The following is a 4,993-nucleotide window of genomic DNA, read 5'->3' on the forward strand; positions in this document are numbered from 1 at the left end:
GCGGCCGCGGCATTCATCGCCATCGACGACGGCCCGAACCAAAGCCCGGTCAAGCCCGCCAGTTCGGAGGAATAGCCCGCGGTCGCCGACTCCAGCTCTGCGGCTACCGCGTCCCAGGCTGCCGCCGCGGCCAGCAGCGGGCCCGATCCCGGACCGGTGTACATCAGCCCGGAGTTGACCTCGGGGGGTAGCGACCCAAAGTCCATGGCCTGCCCTCTTCGAACACCTCAGTCAGTGAACCCCGTAGCGAACAAAATCCTATCGCCGATTCGGACGATGGTCATAGAAAACTCGCCAAAAGATTCCTTCGGTACGGAAACTGGAAGCCAATTGACTTGCACGACAATTCGAAGCACGGCCAGGCATCGGACCCGAACGCGGCGGCCGTACTGAAATCCTCTGTGCCGCAAGGTTACTTGGCCGTGAGGGCCACGCGGCGCGGTCGGATTCCCGAGGTCCCCGCCGCACCTGGGCAAGCCAGCGCTGGGTGGACCGCCGTCCACGAAATCTCCACGACGCACTGCAACGAACCCGCCGGTGTGCGAGCCGGCGAAGCGACGCCTCCGGACCCTGTCCGGCCGGCCTCGGGGCTTTCTCACAAAAGCGTGTGCGCGGATTTGCGGCGTATGAATGAATAATCGGCGAAACCAACTGGCCGCAGGCGAAAGGTCGACGGAAGTGGCTAAGAAAGCCCAATCAGTGGCGGACGCGGCAAAAGAGAGCCTGGCCGCGGAGCTCGACCGTCTACGGCAGCGGCGCGACCGCCTCGAGGTCGAGGTCCGCAACGACCGCGGCATGGTGGGCGATCACGGCGACGCCGCCGAGGCGATCCAGCGCGCCGAGGAGCTGGTGGGCCTCAGCGACCGGATCAACGAGCTGGACCGCCGGCTGCGCACCGGCCCGTCGGAGGCCGACGCGTCGGAGACCCTGCCCGGTGGCACCGAGGTGACCCTGCGCTTCTCCGACGGCGAAGTGGTCACCATGCAGGTGATCTCGATCGTGGAAGAGACGCCGGTTGGCCGGGAAGGTGAGACCCTGACCGCGCGCAGCCCCCTGGCCCAGGCGTTAGCCGGACACAAGGCGGGCGACACGGTGACCTACTCCACGCCGCAGGGCGAGGATCAGGTCGAGCTGATCGCGGTCAAGCTGCCCCGCTAGAGCGTCCCGTAGCGTCCCCGGCGCGGCCCGCCGGCCCGCCGGCCCGGATAGACTCCCCCCGATGGTTGCCCCGCCGCCCGATGCCGCCCCGCCCAGCCCACAGTTGAGCCTGACGACACAGGTGATGCGTTTCGTCGTCACCGGCGGCTTGGCGGGAATCGTGGACTTCAGCCTGTACCTGGCCCTGTACAAGGCGGTGGGCGTCCAAGTCGACCTGGCCAAGGCCACCAGCTTCGTCGTCGGCACCATCACCGCCTACCTGATCAACCGCCGGTGGACTTTCCAAGCCGCCCCCAGCACCGCCCGGTTCGTCGCGGTCATGATCCTCTACGCCGTCACCTTCGCCGTCCAGGTCGGGCTCAACCACCTGTGCCTTGCGCTTATGCACTACCGCGGGTGGGCCATACCCGTCGCGTTCGTGATCGCGCAGGGCACCGCGACGGTCATCAACTTCATCGTGCAGCGAGCCGTTATCTTCCGCATCCGCTGAGCCAGTTGCGCAAGCGGTACCCTCTTTGACGATGTTGAGCACCGACGTTGGAACCACCCCCACCCGGCTGATGGGCTTTGGCCACACCGCGCCGTCGGTGGCCGAGGTGCTCTCGACCCGAGATCCCGAGCTGATCGCCAAGGCCGTCGCCCGGGTAGCCGAATCCGGCGGACCGAACGGACGGGGTGTCATCGCGCGCGGCCTGGGCCGGTCCTACGGCGACAACGCCCAAAACGGCGGCGGCCTGGTGATCGACATGACCCCGCTGAACCGCATCCACTCGATCAGCGCCGACACCCGGCTGGTCGACGTCGACGCCGGCGTCAGTCTGGACCAGTTGATGAAGGCGGCGCTGCCGTTCGGGCTGTGGGTGCCGGTGCTGCCGGGCACGCGTCAGGTCACCGTCGGCGGCGCGATCGCCTGCGACATCCACGGCAAGAACCATCACAGCGCGGGCAGCTTCGGCAACCACGTGCGCTCGATGGACCTGCTCATGGCCGACGGCACCGTCCGCACCATCACCCCCGACGGTGAGGACGCCGAACTGTTCTGGGTCACCGTCGGCGGCAACGGCCTGACCGGGATCGTGCTGCGCGCGACCATCGAGATGACGCCGACCGAAACGGCGTATTTCATCGCCGACGGTGTGGCCACCAAGGACCTCGACGAGACGGTCGCCGTTCACCTCGACGGCAGCGAGGCCAACTACACCTACTCCAGCGCCTGGTTCGATTTGATCAGCCCACCGCCCAAACTCGGCCGGGCCGCGGTCAGCCGCGGCAGCCTGGCCAAGCTGGACCAACTGCCCGAGAAGCTGGCCAAAAATCCGCTGAAATTCGATGCGCCCCAGCTGTTGACGGTGCCGAACATATTTCCGGTCAGCGCGATGAACAAGCTGTCTTTCATGGCCATCGGCGAGGTGTACTACCGCTTGGGCGGAACCTACTCCGGCAAGATCATGAACCTGTCGCAGTTCTACCACATGCTCGACCTGGTCAACGGCTGGAATAACGCTTACGGCCCAATGGGTTTCGCGCAGCACCAGTTCCTGGTTCCGCCGGACGCGATGGACGAGTTCAAGGCCATCATCCGCTGGATCCAGACCCGCGGCCATTATTCGGCGCTGAACGTGTTCAAACTCTTCGGCCCGGGCAACCGCGCGCCGCTGAGTTTCCCGATGGCCGGGTGGAACGTCGCGATGGACTTCCCCAACAAGCCGGGGATCAACGAGTTCCTCAACGAACTTGACAGGCGGGTATTGGAATTCGGCGGCCGGGTGTACACCGCCAAAGATTCCCGCGCGAGCGCCGAGACCTTCCACGCCATGTACCCGCGCATCGACGAGTGGATCGCGGTGCGCCGCAAGGTGGACCCCGCCGGGGTGTTCGCCTCCGACATGGCCCGACGTTTGGAGCTGTTGTAAATGGTGCTGGACGCTGTGGGAAACCCGCAGACCATCCTGTTGCTCGGCGGGACCTCCGAGATCGGGCTCGCCATCTGCGAGCGCTATCTGCAGAACGCGCACGCCCGTATCGTGCTGGCCGCCATGCCCGATGACCCGGGCCGCGACGCCGCCGTCGCCCAGATGAAGGCGGCGGGCGCGCGGTCGGTGGAGCTGATCGACTTCGAGGCCACCGACCCCGACAGCCATCCGAAGACCATCGAGGCGGCGTTCGCCCATGGCGACGTCGACGTGGCGATCGTCGCGTTCGGCATCCTCGGGGACGCCGAGGAGCTGTGGCAGGATCAGCGCAAGGCCGTCCTGGCCGCCGAAATCAACTACACCGCAGCGGTTTCGGTGGGTGTGCTGCTCGGCGAGAAGATGCGCGCGCAGGGCTTCGGCCAGATCATCGCGATGAGCTCGGCCGCCGGGGAGCGGGTGCGACGATCGAACTTCGTCTATGGCTCCACCAAGGCCGGACTGGATGGCTTCTATCTGGGTCTCGGAGAAGCGCTGCGCGAGTACGGGGTTCACGTCCTGGTGATCCGCCCGGGCCAGGTCCGCACCCGGATGAGCGCGCACGTCAAGGAAGCCCCGCTGACGGTGGACAAGGAGTACGTCGCCAACCTCGCGGTGACCTCGGCCGCAAAGGGTAAGGAATTGGTTTGGGCGCCAGGAGCATTCCGGTACGTGATGATGGTGTTGCGACACATCCCCCGGCCCATCTTCCGCAAGCTGCCCATCTGATCATGCGTAACGCGCTGGCCAGCCTCGGCCAGATGGCTTTGGCGGCCGCGGTGGCCGTCATCGTCGCCGTGGTCTCGCTGGTCGCCATCTCTCGCGTCCAGTGGCCGGCCTTTCCGTCATCGAATCAGCTGCACGCGCTGACCACCGTGGGCCAGGTCGGCTGCCTGGCCGGCCTGGTCGGCGCGGGCTGGGCGTGGCGGCGGTGGCGGTGGCCGGCGCGGCTGGGCGGGCTGGCGTTCGTCTCCGCGTTCACCGTCGTGACGCTGGGCATGCCGTTGGGGGCCACCAAGCTGTACCTGTTCGGCATTTCCGTCGACCAGCAGTTCCGCACCGAGTACCTGACCCGGCTCGCCGACAGCCCCGCCCTGCGCGACATGACCTACATCGGGCTGCCGCCGTTCTACCCGCCCGGCTGGTTCTGGATCGGCGGGCGGGCCGCGGCGCTGAGCGGGACACCGGCCTGGGAGGTCTACAAGCCCTGGGCCATCACCTCGATCACCATCGCGGTCGCCGTCGCACTGGTGCTGTGGTGGCGGATGGTCCGGTTCGAATACGCGCTGATCGTCACCACCGCGACGGCGGCGGCGACCCTGGCCTACGGCTCGCCCGAACCGTACGCGGCGATGATCACCGTGCTGCTGCCGCCGGTGCTTGTGCTGACGTGGTCGGGCCTGCGCGCCGGCGGCCGGTGGGATCCCCCCGAGCGTCACGCCAGCGTGACGCCGGACGCCCATGGCCACGCTGGCGTGACGCTCGAGGCGCCGGCGGAGCCGCACCGCGGCTGGGCCGCGGTCATCGCCGCCGGACTCTTCCTGGGGTTCACTGCCACCTGGTACACGCTGCTGTTCGGTTTCACCGCGTTCGCGATGGCGCTGATGGGCCTCGCGCTGGCCGGCTCGCGCTGGCGACACCGCGGGTGGCGGGCGGCGCTCGACCCGCTGCGCAGGCTGGGCGTGATCGCCGTCATCGCCGCCGCCATCGGCAGCACCACCTGGCTGCCGTTCCTGTTGCGGGCGATCCGCAGCCCGGTGAGCAACTCCGGCAGCGCGGCGCACTACCTGCCGGCCGACGGCGCCGTGCTGACCTTCCCGATGCTGCAGTTCTCCCTGCTGGGCACGATCTGCCTGCTCGGGGCGCTGTGGCTGGTGGTGCGCGCC

6 protein-coding genes are annotated in these 4,993 nt (G+C 67.8%); 5 read left to right on the forward strand and 1 reads right to left on the reverse strand.

The features are described 5' to 3' along the window. Positions 1–206: PPE domain-containing protein (locus A5704_RS19330; RefSeq protein ID WP_156670222.1), on the reverse strand; the 206-nt coding region annotated here is incomplete at its 3' end. 472 nt (positions 207–678) lie between these two features. Between A5704_RS19330 and A5704_RS19335 the strand changes: the two genes are divergently transcribed. The 5 genes from A5704_RS19335 to A5704_RS19355 form a co-directional block, all read left to right on the forward strand. After that, positions 679–1,158, forward strand: coding sequence for a GreA/GreB family elongation factor (locus A5704_RS19335; protein WP_067759364.1), 480 nt, complete (start codon positions 679–681; stop codon positions 1,156–1,158). Between the two features lie 124 nt (positions 1,159–1,282). Continuing rightward, the gene (locus tag A5704_RS19340) at positions 1,283–1,648 is read left to right on the forward strand and encodes a GtrA family protein (RefSeq protein WP_156675592.1); all 366 of its coding nucleotides are present in this window, start codon (positions 1,283–1,285) and stop codon (positions 1,646–1,648) included. Between the two features lie 31 nt (positions 1,649–1,679). Then, positions 1,680–3,071, forward strand: coding sequence for an FAD-binding oxidoreductase (locus A5704_RS19345; protein WP_067781741.1), 1,392 nt, complete (start codon positions 1,680–1,682; stop codon positions 3,069–3,071). Then, positions 3,072–3,836 (forward strand): decaprenylphospho-beta-D-erythro-pentofuranosid-2-ulose 2-reductase, encoded by a 765-nt coding sequence (locus A5704_RS19350; RefSeq protein WP_067781744.1) that lies wholly within the window; start codon positions 3,072–3,074, stop codon positions 3,834–3,836. Positions 3,837–3,838: 2 nt separating this feature from the next. Further along, positions 3,839–4,993: arabinofuranosyltransferase (locus A5704_RS19355; protein ID WP_197508510.1), on the forward strand; the 1,155-nt coding region annotated here is incomplete at its 3' end.

Origin of the sequence: Mycobacterium sp. E735 (genome assembly GCF_001666955.1) — a bacterium.
GTDB lineage: Bacteria > Actinomycetota > Actinomycetes > Mycobacteriales > Mycobacteriaceae > Mycobacterium.